15 protein-coding genes are annotated in these 16,126 nt (G+C 62.2%); 10 read left to right on the top strand and 5 right to left on the bottom strand.

The features are described 5' to 3' along the window. Positions 1 to 888, bottom strand: coding sequence for a LytTR family DNA-binding domain-containing protein (locus O3301_RS16160; RefSeq protein ID WP_305056863.1), 888 nt, complete (start codon positions 886 to 888; stop codon positions 1 to 3). Then, positions 885 to 2,003: a sensor histidine kinase gene (locus O3301_RS16155; protein ID WP_305056862.1), complete on the bottom strand. Its 1,119-nt coding sequence runs from the start codon at positions 2,001 to 2,003 to the stop codon at positions 885 to 887. The genes O3301_RS16160 and O3301_RS16155 overlap by 4 nt, the downstream gene beginning before the upstream one ends. A 197-nt stretch (positions 2,004 to 2,200) precedes the next feature. Between O3301_RS16155 and ugpQ the strand changes: the two genes are divergently transcribed. Beyond that, complete coding sequence (gene ugpQ, locus O3301_RS16150) at positions 2,201 to 2,941, top strand: glycerophosphodiester phosphodiesterase (protein ID WP_305056861.1); 741 nt, start codon at positions 2,201 to 2,203, stop codon at positions 2,939 to 2,941. 137 nt (positions 2,942 to 3,078) lie between these two features. Here the strand turns inward: ugpQ and O3301_RS16145 are convergent, their stop codons facing one another. Continuing rightward, positions 3,079 to 5,136, bottom strand: a complete 2,058-nt coding sequence (locus O3301_RS16145) for a TonB-dependent receptor domain-containing protein (RefSeq protein WP_305056860.1) — start codon at positions 5,134 to 5,136, stop codon at positions 3,079 to 3,081. Between the two features lie 158 nt (positions 5,137 to 5,294). On the opposite strand from O3301_RS16145, the gene O3301_RS16140 reads away from it, so the two are divergent. From O3301_RS16140 to O3301_RS16115, 6 genes are all read left to right on the top strand, one after another. Then, positions 5,295 to 5,753, top strand: coding sequence for a Fur family transcriptional regulator (locus O3301_RS16140; RefSeq protein ID WP_257218716.1), 459 nt, complete (start codon positions 5,295 to 5,297; stop codon positions 5,751 to 5,753). A 119-nt stretch (positions 5,754 to 5,872) separates the two neighbouring features. Then, on the top strand, positions 5,873 to 8,485 hold the full coding sequence (gene alaS / locus O3301_RS16135; RefSeq protein WP_305056859.1) for an alanine--tRNA ligase: 2,613 nt from the start codon (positions 5,873 to 5,875) through the stop codon (positions 8,483 to 8,485). A gap of 235 nt (positions 8,486 to 8,720) precedes the next feature. After that, a complete protein-coding gene (locus O3301_RS16130) occupies positions 8,721 to 8,948 on the top strand; it encodes a sulfurtransferase TusA family protein (RefSeq protein ID WP_010395510.1) in 228 nt (75 codons plus the stop codon). Between the two features lie 256 nt (positions 8,949 to 9,204). Continuing rightward, positions 9,205 to 9,954 carry an electron transfer flavoprotein subunit beta/FixA family protein gene (locus O3301_RS16125; protein WP_305056858.1) on the top strand — a complete coding sequence of 250 codons (750 nt, stop codon included), beginning with the start codon at positions 9,205 to 9,207 and terminating at the stop codon, positions 9,952 to 9,954. Between the two features lie 40 nt (positions 9,955 to 9,994). Then, complete coding sequence (locus O3301_RS16120) at positions 9,995 to 10,927, top strand: electron transfer flavoprotein subunit alpha/FixB family protein (protein WP_077400542.1); 933 nt, start codon at positions 9,995 to 9,997, stop codon at positions 10,925 to 10,927. A 92-nt stretch (positions 10,928 to 11,019) separates the two neighbouring features. Next, positions 11,020 to 12,810 (top strand): acyl-CoA dehydrogenase, encoded by a 1,791-nt coding sequence (locus O3301_RS16115; RefSeq protein WP_305056857.1) that lies wholly within the window; start codon positions 11,020 to 11,022, stop codon positions 12,808 to 12,810. 85 nt (positions 12,811 to 12,895) lie between these two features. Here the strand turns inward: O3301_RS16115 and O3301_RS16110 are convergent, their stop codons facing one another. Further along, entirely contained in the window at positions 12,896 to 13,522 is a 627-nt protein-coding gene (locus O3301_RS16110; RefSeq protein WP_099665213.1) for a glycine zipper 2TM domain-containing protein, read from the bottom strand. 136 nt (positions 13,523 to 13,658) lie between these two features. Further along, positions 13,659 to 14,093: an NINE protein gene (locus tag O3301_RS16105; protein WP_305056856.1), complete on the bottom strand. Its 435-nt coding sequence runs from the start codon at positions 14,091 to 14,093 to the stop codon at positions 13,659 to 13,661. A gap of 288 nt (positions 14,094 to 14,381) precedes the next feature. On the opposite strand from O3301_RS16105, the gene rpsP reads away from it, so the two are divergent. The 3 genes from rpsP to trmD are packed head-to-tail and all read left to right on the top strand — an operon-like array spanning position 14,382 to position 16,001. After that, entirely contained in the window at positions 14,382 to 14,633 is a 252-nt protein-coding gene (gene rpsP / locus O3301_RS16100; RefSeq protein ID WP_010395524.1) for a 30S ribosomal protein S16, read from the top strand. A gap of 13 nt (positions 14,634 to 14,646) precedes the next feature. Next, the gene (rimM, locus tag O3301_RS16095) at positions 14,647 to 15,204 is read left to right on the top strand and encodes a ribosome maturation factor RimM (RefSeq protein WP_289899935.1); all 558 of its coding nucleotides are present in this window, start codon (positions 14,647 to 14,649) and stop codon (positions 15,202 to 15,204) included. Positions 15,205 to 15,254: 50 nt separating this feature from the next. After that, positions 15,255 to 16,001, top strand: coding sequence for a tRNA (guanosine(37)-N1)-methyltransferase TrmD (trmD, locus tag O3301_RS16090; protein ID WP_251349893.1), 747 nt, complete (start codon positions 15,255 to 15,257; stop codon positions 15,999 to 16,001). Positions 16,002 to 16,126 lie beyond the last annotated feature (125 nt).

The following is a 16,126-nucleotide window of genomic DNA, read 5'->3' as shown; positions in this document are numbered from 1 at the left end:
TTACATCTGGCGGAACAAATGGGCATATAAAGGGCTGACGCGCAGTTGCGCCGGATGCTGGCGCAGGGTCAGCGACAGCTTGCCGGCCTCGTCGCGCACGGCCGTGGCGATGGCGCTGGCGTTGACGATGGTGCCCCGGTGGATTTGCCAGAATTGTTGCGGGTCCAGCTGGGGCAGCAACTCTTTCAGGCTCGTGCGTATCAGCGCTTCGCTGTCCTGGCACACGACGTTGATGTATTTGTCCAGCGCTTCGAAATACACGACATCGGCCAGGGCGATCATGCGCACGCTGTTGCCGACGGCGGCCCGTATCATTTGCAGGCGCGGCGCGGGCGGCAGCATGGCTTGCAACTGGCTCAGCAGGCGGGCCATGTTGCCGTCGCTGGCGGACTCGGCTGCCGTGGCGGCTGGCGCAGTCGCTGGCGTTGGGCGTGCCGTAGCCGTAGCTGTAGCTGTAGCGTTGTTGTTGCCGCTTCCGCTGCCGCTGTCGCGCAAGCGTTGCTGCAGGCGTTCCACCGTCTTGCCCAGGCGCGCATCGTTGACGGGTTTTAAGACGTAATCGGCGGCCGCGTGTTCGAAGGCGGCCAGCGCGTATTCGTCGTAGGCGGTGACAAACACGATGTGGGGGAAAGGCACGCCGTCCGGCCACTGTTCCGCCAGTTCTTCGGCCGCTTCCAGGCCCGTCTTGCCCGGCATCTTGATGTCGAGAAAGAGTATGTCGGGTTGCAGCGCCAGGCCTTGCCGCAAGGCTTCCACGCCGTTGGGGCAAGTGGCAACGATGTCGAGCTCCGGCCATAGGCGTTGCAAGGCGTGCGCGAGGGCGGCGGCGAGGATGGGTTCGTCTTCGGCGATCAGGGCGCGCGGCGCGCGTGGGGTATGTGGACTCATGCGAGGTGGCTCGTGATGGTGGGTGGAAGGGGAAGTGTCAGTCGGGCGGTCGCGCCTGCCGGATGGTTGGCGGTCAGCGACAGGCTGGCGGCATCGCCATGCATGCCGCGCAGGCGTTCGCGGATATTCGCCACGCCCAGGTGGGTGCCCTTGGTCTGGCCCGGATGGTCGAGGCCCAGGCCATCGTCGCTGACGGTGAGCAGCAGCACGCCAGCGTCCGTGGATGCCTGCACGTGGATGTGTCCGCCTTCGATCTTTGGTTCCAGGCCGTGCTGGATGGCGTTTTCCACCAGTGGTTGCAGCAGCATGGGGGGCACCTTGATCTGGCGCAAAGTGTCGGGCAAGTCCAGCGTAAAGCGCAGGCGCGCACCCATGCGTATCGACATCAGGCCCAGGTAGGCTTGCATCAGGGAAAATTCCTGCTCCAGGGTGGTGGACCCGGCACGCGAGGAAGAGAGGGTGGCGCGCAGATACTGGATCAGCTGGTCGAGCAGCAACTGGGCGCGCTCCGGGTCAAAGCTGATCAGGCCCTGCAGGTTGGCCAGGGTGTTGAACAGCATGTGCGGCTCGATCTGCGCCTGCAGCAGCTGCAGCTGCGCTTGCATAGCCTGGCGTGCCACGGATTCGGCGCGGGCTTTTTCCTGGGCGGCTTCCATTTGCAGGCGGGCAATTTTTTCGCGGCTGGAGAAAAACAGCACGGCGCCGCCCGTGGCCAGCAGGGTGAATACGAGCGTGCTGATTATCTGGGTAGGCAGCAGGCTTTCGAAGCCGCCCACGTCCACGCCCGTCAGCCAGCTGAACAGGGTCAGGCCCAGCATTTGCGCCACGGGCACGGAAATGAGGATGATGAGCATGAAGGGCAGGAATTTCGGCCGCTGGCCTTCGCCCCACAGGGTCAGGCGCATGCCGTCGATCAGCAAGAAGGCGATCGTGCCGATGCACATCGAGGCGATCAGGTTTTGCCCGAAATGGCTGCCCGGATTGAGGATGAAGGTAATGACCAGCGCGCAAATCACGTTCAGCGCCAGCGCATAGCGCGCGTCGGGCAGCATGCGGTAGTACGGAGACCTGGCCTTGGCTGCTGGCGCTGCGGCGGATGGAGCGTCGGTTTTCATGTCGTTGTCTGCTGGTAGCGATGGGGCATTGTGTGCCAGCGCAAGCCTGGGCGCAACCGGGCTGCGACGAAACGGGGCTGGCGCGCCGCCATTCGCGGCGGAGGATCGCCAAACGGGGCCGCTTTACTTTTCAGGGCAGGCACGCAATAGTATGGCAAGACAGTCCATATCCATGGAATTGCTATAAAGGAAGCATCATGTGGCCTTATCCACGCACCCTGGCGCACCGCGGCGGCGGCACCCTGGCGCCTGAAAACACCCTGGCCGCCCTGCGTTGCGGCCTGGCCTACGGCTACCGCGCCGTGGAATTCGACGTCATGCTGGCGTCAGACGGCGTGCCCGTCGTCGTGCACGACCCCGAACTGGGCCGCACCGTGGCCGGCAGCGGCCTTGTCAACGATTACACGGCCGCGCAGCTGGGGGCGATGGAGGCGGGCGCCTGGTTCGGCACCGCTTTCGCGGGCGAAGGCGTGCCCACCTTCGCTGCCGTGGTGGATTACTGCAAGGTGCAGCGCATCTGGATGAATATCGAAATCAAGCCGGCGCCCGGCTTCGACGTGCCCACGGGCAAGACCGTGGCGCTGGCCACGCGCGATCATTTTGCGCAGGAAATCGCTGCAGGTGAATTATTGCCGCTGTTGTCGTCGTTCAGCATTGCGGCGCTGGACGCGGCGCGCCAGGCGGCCCCGGAACTGGCGCGCGGCTGGCTGGTCGAACAGATACCGGATGGCTGGGCGCGGACGGCCCGCGAACTGGGCGTGGTGGCGCTGCATTGCGACCACCAACAGCTGACGCGCGCGCAGGCGCTGGAAGTCAAGGAAGAGGGATTGGGATTGTTTTGCTACACCGTCAACACCCCCGAGCGAGCCAGCGAGCTGCTGGCCTGGGGTGTGGACGGGTTTTGTACGGACAGGATCGATATCATCAAGGCAAGCTGACAACATTCAGCTCAACAGCGCCTGACAGAAGCGTAGCGAGCGGAAGTGAGATATGGCCGAGAAGCGCAGCTGTGCTATTGCACAGTGAGCATCGCAGGCCGTATATCACGACGCGTAGTAGCTTATGTCAGGTGCGACTAGAACGTGACGCGCATGCCTACCGTCAAGTTGCGCCCCGTCAAAGGCGCCGCGTTCTTGATGAACGAGGTGTGGCTGTACGCCAGTTCATTCGTCAGGTTGTTCGCCTTGATGTAGAACTGGGCCGGCGTCGTGCCGATGCGCGTGTCGTAGTTGGCGGACAGGTTCAGCATGTTGTAGCCCGGCGTGGCCGTTTCGAACGCTGCCACTTTATCCTGCTTGCCCACGCGGTAGAACTCGGCCACGCCGCTCCACGCCTGCCAGTTGGCGTCGACCTTCACGCCCACGCGCTGGGCCGGGATGCGCGGCAAGTTGCCGCCACCGTCGGCCAGCTTGGCCCGCACGTAGTCGCCGAACACGCTGGCGCCGAACATGGGGTTCAATTGCTGGCGGATCTGGCCTTCCACGCCCGTGAAGGTTGCGTCGCGCTGCGCGTACTGGATCAGCTGGAAGCCTTCGTGGCTGTCCAGGGTGGAGCCGAAGATGTAATTATCCACCTTGTTGCGGTAGGCGCTGGCCGAGAAGGTCGTGGCGCCCGCGTATTTGCGCAAGGTCAAGTCGATATTGTTCGATGTTTCCTTGCCCAGGTTTTGATTGCCCAGCTCATACGTGGCCGTGGCCATGTGCACGCCGTGCGCATACAGTTCCTCGGCGCTGGGCAAACGGTGCGTGCGGGAAATGGTCGAACCGAGCGAATACTGCGGCGCGAATTTCCACACGGCACCCAGGGAGATCGACGTGCCCTTGGCGCTGCGGTCCTGCAGGGTGGCGCTGTCGACCGTGATGTCTTGCCATTCGTGGCGCAAGCCCGCTTCGAAGCGCCATTGGTCCAGCTTGTATTCCTCGACCAGGAAGGCCGCGTGTTTCTTCGTTACCGTCGGCGCCACGTACGCTTCTTCGCCCAGGGCGGAGAAATCGCGCTTCGACGTTTGCAGGCCGACCACGCCGCGCCAGCCGAAGACGGGATGGTGTTCCATTTCCAGGCGTGCATCGTGGCCCTTGTTCTTGAAGGTGGTGGCGATTTCCGTGCCTTCGATTTCATCGTGCTTGTAATCGGTGAACGAAGCGCGCAGGCGCAGCTTGGCGAAGCCGGGCACGGGGTCGCGCAATTCGCCGCGCACGTCCCAGCGTTCGCTTTTCAGTTTCACGTACGGCACGCTTTCGTGTCCATGGTCGTGGTCATGTTCCTCTTCATCGCCATGGTCGTGGCCTTCGTGGCCGCCGCAGTGCAGATGCGTGCCGTGCGGGTGGCAGCTTTCAAATTCGTGGTTGTGGCCAGGCAAGCCGTATTCCGCATGCTGGCTCGTGAAGGCCAGACCCAGGAAGCCGCGCTGTCCCACCCACGATACGCCCACGCTGCCCGTGTCCGTCTTGTTGTAGCTGCCGGCCACCTTGGAACCGCCTTCCCAGCCGCTGCCGACCTTGTATTCCTTCGCATCGCGCTTGACGCCTTCCGCGTGGAAGGCGATGTTGCCGGAGCCGCCAGTCACTTCAAAGGCGCCCGCCTTTTCGCGCGCGGCCGAGTTGGCGCGCACTTCCGCGCTGCCTTCAAAACCTTTCGCCGGCACGCGCGTGGGGATTTTCTTGTCGATCACGTTGACCACGCCGCCGACGGCGCCGCCGCCGTAGGCCAGCGCGGACGGGCCGCGCAAGACTTCGATCTGTTCCGACAGCATCGGTTCGGCCGCGACGGCATGATCGGGGCTGATGGTCGACGCGTCCTGCACTTCCGCGCCGTCGGACAGCACTTTCACGCGGGGGCCATCCATGCCGCGGATGATGGGGCGGCTGGCGCCGGCGCCGAAATGGCTGGACGTGATGCCGGGCTGGCCGGCCAGGGTTTCACCCAGCGTCGCTTCGCGGGCGCGCACCAGTTCCTCGCCTTCGAGCACGGTGACGGGCGTGCTCATGTCGTCGCTGCCCAGGGCCAGGGCACTGGCCGAGACGGTCACGGCGGGCAATGTTGTCGCCTGTTGCGCCAGGGCGCCGGCAGGGGCGGCAAAGGCCAGCATGATGGCCAGCGCGAGGGGAGTGGGTTGGTGAGGACGGACGGACATGGGCAAGAATTCCTTTATCGGCGATCGGTTTGACGGGTCGGGGCAGGCCATTGCCGGATGGGGTGGCTGCCAGAAGATGATAATGATAACCCATTATCATTACTGTGTGACAGTTTTTCCGGGCAGGGGAGTCAGGCGGATGGTGTATTCTGTCGGCTATGGAACGCACAACACGTCAAAAAACCGCTATTCAAGCCGCCATCGAGTCGGCCCAGCGCCCCTTGTCGGCGCAGGAAATCCTCGAACAGGCCAGCTTGCAAGTGACGCAGCTGGGCATCGCCACCGTTTACCGCAACTTGAAATCGCTGGTGCTGGAAGAAAAGGTGCACGTGGTGACCTTGCCGGGTGAAAACCCGCGCTATGAGTCGAACACGGCCGCCAATCACCACCACCACCATTTCCAGTGCACCACGTGCCAGCGCGTGTTCGACGTGCATGATTGCCCGGGCGACTTGAAGCGCATGGCGCCGCAAGGCTTTGTCGTCGAGCGCCACGAACTGACCCTGTACGGCCGCTGCGCCGACTGCAATGCGGCCGCCGGCGGCACGGCCACAGCGGGGAGCGCCGTAGTTGCCACCACTGTGCACGCCTGCGCCAGCCACCACGACCCGGCCTGAGCGGGCAGGTTGTCGATGTTGGCACGGGCGCAACAATGCCCTGGCCCGCCGTCATTGCCGCACCCCATATCACGTATAATCTTCTCTTTAAAGCTGCCGCCACTCTTTGCCAAAAAAACATGAAATCAACTGAAATCCGCGACAAGTTCCTCAAATTTTTCGAGTCCAAGGGCCATTCCATCGTCCGTTCCAGCTCCCTGGTGCCAGGCAACGATCCGACCTTGCTGTTGACGAACAGCGGCATGGTGCAATTCAAGGATGTGTTTACGGGCACGGACAGCCGTCCGTACACGCGTGCCACTTCCGTGCAGCGCTGCGTGCGCGCCGGCGGCAAGCACAACGACCTGGAAAACGTCGGCTACACGGCGCGCCACCACACCTTCTTTGAAATGCTGGGCAACTTCAGCTTCGGCGACTATTTCAAGCGCGACGCGATTCAATACGCGTGGGAACTGCTGACCAAGGTATATGGCTTGCCGGCCGATAAGCTGACCGTCACCGTGTACATCGAAGATGACGAAGCGTACGATATCTGGGCGAAAGAAATTGGCGTGCCAACCGAGCGCATCATCCGCATCGGCGACAACAAGGGCTCGCGCTACGCGTCGGACAATTTCTGGCAGATGGCGGACACGGGCCCATGCGGTCCATGCACGGAAATCTTCTACGACCACGGCGCCGACATTCCTGGCGGCCCGCCGGGCTCGCCTGACGAAGACGGCGACCGCTTCATTGAAATCTGGAACCTGGTGTTCATGCAGTTCAACCGCGACGAAGCGGGCGTCATGCACAAGTTGCCGAAGCCATGCGTGGACACGGGCATGGGCATGGAGCGTCTGGCTGCCGTGCTGCAGCACGTGCATTCGAACTATGAAATCGACCTGTTCCAGCACCTGATCAAGGCCGCCGCGCGCGAAACGGGCGCCACCGACCTGGAAAACAAGTCGCTGCGCGTGATCGCCGACCACATCCGCGCCGCCGCCTTCATGATCGTCGACGGCATCATCCCGGGCAGCGAAGGCCGCGCGTATGTATTGCGCCGCATCATCCGCCGCGCCTTGCGCCATGGCCACAAGCTGGGCCAGACGAAACCGTTCTTCTACAAGCTGGTGGCCGACCTGTCCATCGAGATGGGCGGCGCCTATCCGGAGCTGGAAGAAGCGAAAGACAACGTCGCCAACATGCTGAAGGCCGAGGAAGAGCGTTTCGGCGAAACCCTGGAAACGGGCATGAAAGTGCTGGAAGCGCAGCTGGCCAAGGATGCCACGGGCATCGACGGCGCCACCGCCTTCACCCTGTACGAAACCTACGGCTTCCCGCCGGACTTGACGGCCGACATTTGCCGCGAACGCGACATCACGTTCGACCAGGCCGGCTACGACGCGGCCCTGAAGGAAAGCCAGGAACTGTCGCGCAAGGGCGGCAAGATGCACAAGGACAGCAAGGTCGAGTACACGGGCGAGAAAAACACCTTCGTCGGCTACGATCAATTGACGTTCAGCAGCAAGGTCGTCGCGCTGTACGCGGCCGGCACGCAGGTAGCTGAACTGAAAGCCGGTGAAGCGGGCATCGTCGTGCTTGACACGACGCCGTTCTACGCGGAATCGGGTGGCCAGGTGGGCGACCAGGGCGTGATTTCCTCGGGCGCCGGCAGCTTTGCCGTCAGCGACACCCTGAAAATCCAGGCCGACGTCTTCGGCCACCACGGCGTGCTGGAATCGGGCGTGCTGAAGGTGGGCGACGCCGTTTCGGCGCAAGTCGACACGGCCAAGCGCGCGCGCACCATCCGCAACCACTCGGCCACGCACTTGATGCACAAGGCCTTGCGCGAAGTGCTGGGCAGCCACGTGGCGCAAAAGGGTTCGCTGGTCGACCCCGATAAAACCCGTTTCGACTTCAGCCACAATGCGCCGATGACGGCAGAGCAAATCGCCGCCGTGGAAACCATTGTCAATAAAGAGATCCTGGAAAACCGTGCCACGCAAGCGCACCTGATGTCGTTTGACGATGCTGTCAAGCATGGCGCGATGGCCCTGTTCGGCGAGAAATACGGCGACGAAGTGCGCGTGCTCGACATCGGCAGCTCGAAAGAGCTGTGCGGCGGCGTCCACGTGCAGCGCACGGGCGATATCGGCTTGTTCAAGATCATAGCCGAAAGCGGCGTGGCCGCCGGCATCCGCCGCGTGGAAGCCGTGACTGGCGAGGGCGCGCTGGCGCTGGTGCAAACCATCAGCCGCCGCCTGGTCGAGGCAGCCAATGCCCTGAAGGCGCAGCCGGAAGAGCTGACTGCCCGTATCGGCCAGGTGCAGGACCACGTGAAGGCGCTGGAGAAGGAGTTGGCTGCCTTGAAATCGAAACTGGCGTCGGGCCAGGGCGATGAACTGGTCACGCAAGCCGTCGATGTCAACGGCATCAAGGTGCTCGCAGCCGTGCTGGACGGCGCCGACGTGGCCCGCTTGCGCGAAACCATGGACAAGCTGAAGGACAAGCTGAAAACGGCCGCCATCGTGCTGGCCAGCGTGGCCGACGGCAAGGTCAGCCTGATCGCCGGCGTCACGGCCGACGCGACTGGCAAGGTCAAAGCGGGCGAGCTGGTGAACTTCGTTGCACAGCAAGTGGGCGGAAAAGGCGGCGGACGCCCCGATATGGCGCAAGCGGGCGGCACCGATCCGAGCGGCCTGGCGAACGCCCTGGCCGGCGTGCCGGCCTGGGTCGGCGAACGCGCGAAATAAGGCGTAAGCTAGGCTCCATGCGGGGTTTTCGCCCCACAGCCCCTTGAAAACGGCCCGCAGACGGTGTTTGCGGGCCGTTTTGCCGTGTGGAATCTCGTTGTGACACCACAACAGCCGATGAACTATTTTGGTGCAGCGCGTCAATGCCCCTGATTTAGAGTAGTATGTCGAAAATCAGTACAACAAAAATGGCGGGATATTGATGATGAGCGACACACTACTTGATACCGAGATTATGGAATTTCATAAAGAACTCGACGCGCGGGGCTTGAATTGCCCCTTGCCGATTCTGAAGGCGAAAAAGGCTTTGTCAGAGCTGCAGAGCGGGGAAGTGCTGCGCATCATGGCAACCGATCCCGGTTCCGTGCGCGACTTCCAGGCTTTTGCCAAGCAAACGGGCAATGCCCTGCTGTCGCATGTGCAGACGGGTACCGAATTCGTCTTCCTGATGCAACGCAAATAATTCTGCCAGCCGGGGCCGCCGTGGCGCGGCCTGGTGAATACCCTGCCGTGTGCGTCACTTTCGTGCCCTTTTGCTGCCTTGCAGCGTAGCGGCGGACTCCCCTGAAATCCTCAAAGCTGGACAGTTTAGATGGATTGCTCTAACAAAAAATCGCACGATCGTGCTTAAATTCGGTTCAAGATTCAAATTTCTCTTATAATCGAACGCACAATCAGCACTTGATCCGTCATTTTTATAATTTCCCAAAGGCATAGCTATGAAAGTCTTGGTACCCGTCAAACGCGTGGTCGACTATAACGTCAAAGTCCGCGTCAAGAGTGACGGCACTGGCGTCGATACCGCCAACGTCAAAATGTCGATGAACCCTTTCGATGAGATCGCGCTGGAAGAAGCGATGCGCCTGAAAGAAGCCGGCAAGGTCACTGAAGTGGTCGCCATCTCCTGCGGCGTGACGCAGTGCCAGGAAACCCTGCGCACGGCCATGGCCATCGGCGCCGACCGCGGCATCCTGGTGGAAACGACGACTGAACTGGAACCGCTGGCCGTGGCCAAGCTGGTCAAGTCCCTGGCCGAGAAAGAGCAGCCGCAACTGATCATCCTGGGCAAGCAAGCCATCGATGACGACAGCAACCAGACCGGCCAGATGCTGGCAGCCCTGCTGGGTTGGCCGCAAGCCACGTTCGCCTCGAAAGTCGTGCTGGAAGACGGTAAAGTCACCGTCACGCGCGAAGTCGATGGCGGCCTGGAAACCCTGGCATTGATCTTGCCAGCGATCATCACCACCGACCTGCGCCTGAACGAGCCACGCTATGTGACCTTGCCGAACATCATGAAGGCCAAGAAAAAGCCGCTCGAGACCGTCAAGCCGGAAGACCTGGGCGTCGATGTTGCGCCACGCCTGAAGACCCTGAAAGTCGTCGAGCCAGCCAAGCGCTCGGCCGGCATCAAGGTCCCGGACGTCGCTACCCTGGTCGCCAAGCTGCGTACCGAAGCCAAAGTCATCTAAGCGGCTTTGCCGTCTACCCAGAACAATTACAGGACATATCATGGTCGCATTAGTTATTGCTGAACACGACAACGCTACCTTAAAGGGCAGCACCCACCACACCGTGACCGCGGCTGCCCAGTGCGGCGGCGACGTGCACGTGCTCGTCGCAGGCTCGAACGCATCGGCTGCTGCCGCTGCCGCCGCGCAAATCGCCGGCGTGACGAAAGTCATCGTCGCCGACGCGCCATACTTTGCCGACGGCCTGGCCGAAAACGTGGCCGAGCAAGTGCTGGCCATCGCCGGCAACTACAGCCACATCCTGGCGCCAGCCACCGCCTACGGCAAGAACATCCTGCCGCGCGTGGCCGCCAAGCTGGACGTGGCGCAAATCTCGGAAATCACCAAGGTCGATTCGCCGGACACCTTCGAGCGCCCGATCTACGCCGGTAACGCCATTGCTACCGTGCAATCTGGCGACAAGGTCAAGGTCATCACCGTGCGCACCACCGGTTTCGACGCCGCTGCCGCCACCGGCGGTTCGGCTGCCACGGAAACCGTCGCCGCCGTCGCCGACGCGGGCAAGTCCGCCTTCGTGGGCCGCGAACTGGCCAAGTCCGACCGTCCTGAACTGACCGCCGCGAAAATCATCGTGTCGGGCGGCCGTGGCATGGGTTCGGCGGAAAACTTCCACATCCTGGAACCGCTGGCCGACAAGCTGGGCGCCGCCATGGGTGCTTCGCGCGCCGCCGTCGACGCCGGCTTCGTGCCGAACGATTGGCAAGTGGGCCAGACGGGCAAGATCGTCGCGCCATCGCTGTACATCGCCGTCGGTATCTCGGGCGCGATCCAGCATCTGGCCGGCATGAAAGATTCGAAGACCATCGTCGCCATCAACAAGGATCCGGAAGCGCCGATCTTTGCCGTGGCCGACTACGGCATCGTGGGCGATCTGTTCGAGATCGTGCCGCAACTGGTCAAAGAACTGGGTTAAGTCACACCCCTTCCGGTTTTGTTACTGACAAAGCCACGCCGGCCCGCCCCACACGGCGAGCCGTGCGTGGCTTTTTTCTTGGAGAAAAGAAGATGAGCTATCAAGCCCCGCTGAAAGACATGTTGTTCGTGATGAACGAACTGGCCGGCCTGGCCGAAATCCACACTTTACCCGGCTGCGAAGACGCCACGCCCGACACGGCCGAAGCCGTGCTGGAAGAGAACGCCAAGTTCTGCGGCGGCGTGGTGGCCCCCTTGAACGGCCCCAGCGACAAGGAACCGAGCTTTTGGCACGACGGGCAGGTCACGACGTCGAAAGGCTTCAAGGACGCGTTCAAGGCGTATGGCGAAGCGGGCTGGCAGGGCGTGCAGCACCCGACGGAGTTCGGCGGCCAGGGCTTGCCCAAGCTGCTGGCCACGCCGTGCATCGAAATGCTCAACTCGGCCAGCATCTCGTTCGCCCTGGTGGCCCTGCTGTCGGACGGCGCCATCGAAGCGCTGCTGACGGCCGGCAGCGATGAACAGAAAGCGGTGTACCTGGAAAACCTGGTGTCGGGCAAGTGGACGGGCACGATGAACCTGACGGAGCCGCAAGCGGGGTCCGACCTGGCTGCCGTGCGCACGCGCGCCGTGCCGCAGGACGATGGCACGTATAAAGTCTTCGGCACGAAGATTTTCATCACGTACGGCGAGCACGACATGGCGGAAAACATCGTCCACCTGGTGCTGGCCCGCACGCCGGACGCGCCCGCCGGCGTGAAAGGCATTTCCCTGTTCATCGTGCCGAAATTCCTCGTCAATGCGGATGGTAGCCTGGGCGCGCGCAACGACGCCCATTGCGTGTCGATCGAGCACAAGCTGGGCATCAAGGCCAGCCCGACGGCGGTATTGCAGTTCGGCGACCACGGCGGCGCCATCGGCACCCTGGTGGGCGAGGAAAACCGCGGCCTCGAATACATGTTCATCATGATGAACGCGGCCCGCTTCGGCGTGGGCTTGCAAGGCATCGGCCTGGCCGAGCGCGCCTATCAGCAAGCCGTGGCGTTCGCCAAGGACCGCGTGCAGTCGCGCGACCTGGCCGGTTCGCCTGGTCCCGTCTCCATCATCCACCACCCGGACGTGCGCCGCATGCTGATGTCGATGCGCTCGCAAACGGAGGCGGCGCGCGCGCTGGCCTACGTGGGCGCGGCCATCAGCGACGTGGCGCACCACCATCCGGACGCGGAAGTGCGTGCGGAAAGCCTGGCGACGTATGAATACCTGGTGCCTGTCATCAAGGGTTGGGCCACGGAAATGTCGCAAGACGTCACGCGCGACGGCGTGCAAGTGCATGGCGGCATGGGTTTCATTGAAGAAACAGGCGCCGCCCAGCATTACCGCGACGCCAAGATTCTCACCATTTACGAAGGCACGACGGCCATCCAGGCGAACGACCTCGTGGGCCGCAAGACGGTGCGCGACGGCGGCGCCGTGGCGAAAGCCATCATCGCCCAGGTGCGCGCCACGGAAGCCCAGCTGGGCGAACTGTCCGGTGCCGACTTCCAGGCCATGCAGCGCCACCTGGCCGAAGGCAGCGCCGCGCTCGAAGCGGTAGTCGAGTATGTGGTGGCGAACATGAAGACGGACATCAAGGCCGTGTTCGCGGGCAGCGTGCCGTATTTGAAACTGGCCGGCATCGTGCTGGGCGGCTGGCAAATGGCCCGTGCGGCCGTGGTGGCGCAGCAAAAGCTGGGAGAGGGCAGCGGCGACGCTTCGTTCTACAAGGCGAAGATCGCCACGGCGCGCTTCTTTGCCGACCACATCCTGTCGCAAGCGCCAGGCTTGCGCGCCACCATCATCGACGGCAGCGCCGGCGTGATGGCCTTGTCGGAAGAGCAGTTTTAAGTTGAAACTTGGCCGGCACCCGCCGGCTGAATGCAAAAAAGCGCTGGAGATCACTCTCCAGCGCTTTTTTTACTCTTTCAAAAGCTTATCTTCTGGCAATGCCGTTGCCCGAGTTGCGTACGAGGTCGCCAGCGGCCAGCCCAGGATCCTGGTCAAACGCGAAGTCAGCCTTGGCGCCCGTTTCGTACTGCACGGTAACGGTCCACACCTTGCTGTTTTTCATGTGGCCTTCGACTTGCTTGCCCGCGAAAGCGCCGCCGGCGGCGCCGGCCAGGGTGGCCAGGTCCTTGCCGCGTCCGCCGCCAACCTGGCGGCCCAGCAGGGCGCCGGCCACGCCACCGCCGATCATGCCCAGCGCGCCGCCTTCGCCCGCTTTTTCAGCGACGTTGACTGCCAGCACCTTGCCGCACTCGGCGCAGATCTGTTGCTGGGCTGGTTTGCTGTTCTGGCCCGCATACGAGTTGCCCGCCTTTTGCGCGGCCTTGGCGTTGATGATGGCTTGGTCGTATTCGCCCTTGGCGTCGCGCAGGCATTGCATGCGGGCTTTCGAGCTGGTTTCTTCTGCGCACAGTTTCTTGTCGTCCGCATAGCGCGTGTTGGCTTGCTTGGTGTCGTACGCGTATTGCGCTTTCGGCGACAGGTTTTGCGCGAAGGCGGAGGTGCTGAACAGGGCCGTGACGGCGACTGCGAGGATGAGTGGGCGACGAATCATGATCTTCTCCTAGGGGGTGTTGAATGTGCCAGTAATGTCGGCATTGTGAATGCAGTATAGAGGAAAATCATGATTGCTTACCAACACTTACATGTGCGTGCGGCAGGCGCGATCCGATGCTATTTCCGGGTGGAAATTAACCGTAGGCGCCGCCTGTATACAGCAAGTCGAACAGGCGCGCCATGGTGGCGATCAGCACGCCCGCGCCTAGCATCAAGGTAGCGACCAGCACCACGGCCAGGGGCCAGCCCGTGTCCGACTGGCGGCTGGAGGCGGCGTTGTAGCGCGCATCCCACTTGTCGTCCGGCATCAGGCCCAGCACCAGCGCTTCCAGGAAGCCGCCCAGGGCGGACAGGGTCAGCGGCAATATCTGGTAAAACCAGTCCGCTTCGGGAAACAGCTGGCGCAGCAGCAGCGAGGCGGGCAGGGCGGCCAGGTGTAGCCAGCCCCAGCGGTCCTTGGCGCCGTGCAGGTAGAAGCGGTGGGCGCCCAGCATGCCCAGCAGGAAGGCCAGCAGTGTCGTGAAGGCCTTGTTCTTGTGCGACTGTTGCAAAATGGTAGCGGTGGTCATGGGACTCCAGAGTTGCTCATCGGTAAAGATTGCCAGTATCGGTCATTGCTTGCTGCAACGATAGCACTTTCAGGCGGCGTTCAGGCAATGCTGTCGTGCAATATCAACGCCTGGACGTGGCATGGCAGGCACGATAGACGCACGCGCCTATTGCGTCTTCGGCCATGACTGGTCATAATGTTTGATTAGCCCAAATTACACGCCCGTCATCATAACGCTTGCTGCCTGGCGGTAAAGCGCGCTATAATTTGCGGCTTTTTCCGCCTCAGCACACTTTTTGGAAATATTATGGTCGTTATTCGTTTAGCTCGTGGAGGCGCCAAGAAGCGCCCGTTCTTCAACATCGTCGCTACTGACTCGCGCAATCGCCGCGATGGTCGCTTCATTGAGCGTATCGGTTTTTACAACCCGATGGCGCAAGGTGGCGAAGTTCCACTGCGTATCACCGCAGACCGTCTGGCCTACTGGCAAGGCGTTGGCGCACAATTGTCGCCAACCGTTGCTCGCCTGGTAGCTAGCAACAACAAAGCAGCAGCTTAATTAGATCACTGGTTTGACGGTCAAGACTGCATCCGGGGTGAAAGTCCCCGATGACCTGGTACAGGTAGGCTATGTCTCCGGTGCTTATGGCATTGCTGGCGGGGTCAGGATCACTCCTTTCTCCGACGACGCGGATGCATTATTAAGCGTCAAAACCTGGTGGTTTGATAAACCGACCTTGCATGATGTTCAAGTCAGGCAAGCGAAGTTACACGGCGGCGACGTCGTGGCCCAGCTGGTGGGTGTGGTCGGGCGGGATGCCGCAGAAGCGCTGAAAGGCGTCTCTGTGCAAATTCCGCGTAGCCATTTCCCGACGCTGTCGGCCGATGAATTTTATTGGTCCGATCTGATCGGACTGACAGTCGAGAATTTGCAAGGCGAGTGCCTCGGCACAGTGCACGACATGATGAGCAATGGTCCGCAGTCGATCTTGCGCGTTACGCCCGTCGCCACTGCCGATGAGACCGTTGAAAAGGCGCCTGAGCGCCTGATCCCGTTTGTTGGCCAGTTTGTCATTAGCGTTGACAAGGCTGCCAGCAAGATCACGGTCGACTGGGGCCTCGATTATTAAACCGCCTGCGCTTAACTTTGCGCCGGGCAAACTTTGCAGGATGGTGAACGATGCAATTTGATGTCGTGACCCTGTTCCCGGAAATGTTTGCCGCGCTGACGCAGTCGGGTGTGACCCGGCGCGCCTTCGAGCAGGGGAAATGTGGCTTGTCGCTGTGGAATCCCCGCGATTTCACCACTGACAATCACCGTACCGTGGATGACCGCCCGTATGGCGGCGGCCCTGGCATGGTGATGATGGCCCGTCCCCTCGAAGCGACAATTAATGCCGCGAAGCAACGTCAGTCCGATCTCGGCCTGGCGGCGCCCCGCGTGGTGTTCATGTCGCCGCAAGGCCGTCCGCTGACGCACGAGCGCGTCACGCAGTTGAAAGCCGAACCCGGTTTGGTGATCCTGTGCGGCCGCTATGAAGCCGTGGACCAGCGTTTGCTGGACCGTTGCGTCGACGAAGAAATCAGCGTCGGCGACTTCGTCCTGTCGGGCGGCGAGCTGCCCGCCATGGCGCTGATGGATGCGGTGATCCGCCTGTTGCCGGGTGTCTTGAACACCGAGGCATCGGCCATCGAGGACAGCTTCGTCAATGGCTTGCTCGATTCGCCGCACTACACGCGGCCGGAAAGCTATGAAGGCATGGCCGTGCCGCCCGTCTTGATGGGTGGCAATCATGCCGAGATCGTCAAGTGGCGCCGCCAGCGCATGCTGGAAGCGACCGCGACAAAGCGGCCTGACCTGCTGGTCAGTGCGCGCGCCGCTGGCTTGCTCAGCAAGACCGACGAAAAATTCCTGGCTAGCCTGTAAACCGTCCTCGGACGGCCAGCAGGGTGGCTTTGCAGTGCCGGGCATGTTGCCCAAATTGGTAATACCCATCCTCTACCGGGCGGATAGCACGCTATCCACAGTGCGCCGGCATGATGGTTTTCGGA

This window comes from Janthinobacterium sp. SUN211, assembly GCF_030587315.1.
Classification (GTDB): Bacteria; Pseudomonadota; Gammaproteobacteria; order Burkholderiales; family Burkholderiaceae_D; genus Janthinobacterium; species Janthinobacterium kumbetense.
Note: the sequence above shows the minus strand (reverse complement) of the source record. Positions and strands in the feature narration are given on the sequence as shown.

Coding starts and splice junctions, on each gene's coding strand:
- O3301_RS16160 (WP_305056863.1), bottom strand. CDS start 888: ATGAGTCCACATACCCCACGCGCGCCGCGCGCCCTGATCGCCGAAGAC.
- O3301_RS16155 (WP_305056862.1), bottom strand. CDS start 2,003: ATGAAAACCGACGCTCCATCCGCCGCAGCGCCAGCAGCCAAGGCCAGG.
- ugpQ (WP_305056861.1), top strand. CDS start 2,201: ATGTGGCCTTATCCACGCACCCTGGCGCACCGCGGCGGCGGCACCCTG.
- O3301_RS16145 (WP_305056860.1), bottom strand. CDS start 5,136: ATGTCCGTCCGTCCTCACCAACCCACTCCCCTCGCGCTGGCCATCATG.
- O3301_RS16140 (WP_257218716.1), top strand. CDS start 5,295: ATGGAACGCACAACACGTCAAAAAACCGCTATTCAAGCCGCCATCGAG.
- alaS (WP_305056859.1), top strand. CDS start 5,873: ATGAAATCAACTGAAATCCGCGACAAGTTCCTCAAATTTTTCGAGTCC.
- O3301_RS16130 (WP_010395510.1), top strand. CDS start 8,721: ATGGAATTTCATAAAGAACTCGACGCGCGGGGCTTGAATTGCCCCTTG.
- O3301_RS16125 (WP_305056858.1), top strand. CDS start 9,205: ATGAAAGTCTTGGTACCCGTCAAACGCGTGGTCGACTATAACGTCAAA.
- O3301_RS16120 (WP_077400542.1), top strand. CDS start 9,995: ATGGTCGCATTAGTTATTGCTGAACACGACAACGCTACCTTAAAGGGC.
- O3301_RS16115 (WP_305056857.1), top strand. CDS start 11,020: ATGAGCTATCAAGCCCCGCTGAAAGACATGTTGTTCGTGATGAACGAA.
- O3301_RS16110 (WP_099665213.1), bottom strand. CDS start 13,522: ATGATTCGTCGCCCACTCATCCTCGCAGTCGCCGTCACGGCCCTGTTC.
- O3301_RS16105 (WP_305056856.1), bottom strand. CDS start 14,093: ATGACCACCGCTACCATTTTGCAACAGTCGCACAAGAACAAGGCCTTC.
- rpsP (WP_010395524.1), top strand. CDS start 14,382: ATGGTCGTTATTCGTTTAGCTCGTGGAGGCGCCAAGAAGCGCCCGTTC.
- trmD (WP_251349893.1), top strand. CDS start 15,255: ATGCAATTTGATGTCGTGACCCTGTTCCCGGAAATGTTTGCCGCGCTG.